The following is a 1229-nucleotide window of genomic DNA, read 5'->3' as shown; positions in this document are numbered from 1 at the left end:
GTCAAACGATTCATGCTCATGTCGTTTTGAGAAATTATCACTTCTACAGTAGACGACTTTCGTCTTTTCTGGATGTAGCTCTAACTTACATGACATCATTCTTTCTTTGAGCTTTTCTAAGAGTCTTTCTGCTTCTTCTTTGGTTTGACAATGTATCACTGCATCAATGGCAGAGCGATTAGGTCTATATCCATAAGAGTCAGCACAGAATATCGGTTCAACAAGTGGCTCAAAATTCATACGAACTACCATTTGGGCAATTCTATCACTAATAGTTGGAATACCTAGCAATCTCTTTTTCCCGTTCTTCTTCGGTATTTCTACTCCTTTTACTGGATTAGGAAAATAGCTACCCGAAGACATTCTATTCCAAAGCTTGTACAAATTATTCTTCAAATCCTTATCAAACTCTGTGAAGTCAACTCCATCAATACCTCCAGCACCTCGATTCGCTTTTACACGTTTGTATGCTTCCAGTACTTGATATTGTGAAATCTCAAACGATTTTCCTTCTTTCATTAAATCCTCCCATTTCTGGTTGTTCAATTTCTGAAGTATAGATAACAGAGTCCCTTCGCTCCATTGCCATTACAGCCATTTCATCACTACTACGGATTCTTCCGCATCTGTATTCTGCATCACTACTTTCATCCTTGTCAGTTCATCGCTTGGATTTTTCGCTTATCATCAGAATACAAACTTCTCCTGTTCCTTGTAAAAACCTGTGCCATACTCCTACAACCTTTACGCCGACAGCCATCTGAACAGTAATCAGGTTTCTTTCAGACTCTTCCTAGAGGTGTCAAAAGCCCCTAGTTTTGACTGTATAGAAGTAGTAACGACGCTTCATCGGATTGTTCACTCTCGTTCAGCTTTATGGCACACACCTGACTAATCTCTGTTAGCCTTTTCCATTTGCGCTCAGTACCACAACTTTTGATTGCAGCACCCAAAGGTGGTTTGAAACCTGTACCTGAATACCGATTTCGAGGAGCCTTCCCTCATCTCTTACAAAGCATGAATTTCTCGCATTTTTTTCACTCCTTTCCGTGCAAGAAATCCTTCAGGACACACTTTGACACTTACATTAATAAAAGATAAATAACAAAATCAAAAGCCCCAATTATCTAAATGTATATTAGATAATTGAGGCTTTTACATATCAATCTAATCCCTAAAATTTCTTTTTCTCAAACTTTTAATGTAATAACAAAGATTCCCTATAAATA

General features: G+C 37.9%; 1 protein-coding gene. It reads right to left on the bottom strand.

Features of this window, described 5'->3' with window-relative positions; genetic code table 11:
* Positions 1–519: RNA-dependent RNA polymerase family protein (locus tag JDS96_RS30430; protein ID WP_472926303.1), on the bottom strand; the 519-nt coding region annotated here is incomplete at its 3' end.
* Positions 520–1229 lie beyond the last annotated feature (710 nt).

It is taken from the genome of Bacillus cereus group sp. N21, assembly GCF_016483395.1.
Classification (GTDB): domain Bacteria; phylum Bacillota; class Bacilli; order Bacillales; family Bacillaceae_G; genus Bacillus_A; species Bacillus_A pseudomycoides.
The sequence above is the reverse complement of the archived record's forward strand: the minus strand, read 5'-3'. Positions and strand labels throughout refer to the sequence as shown.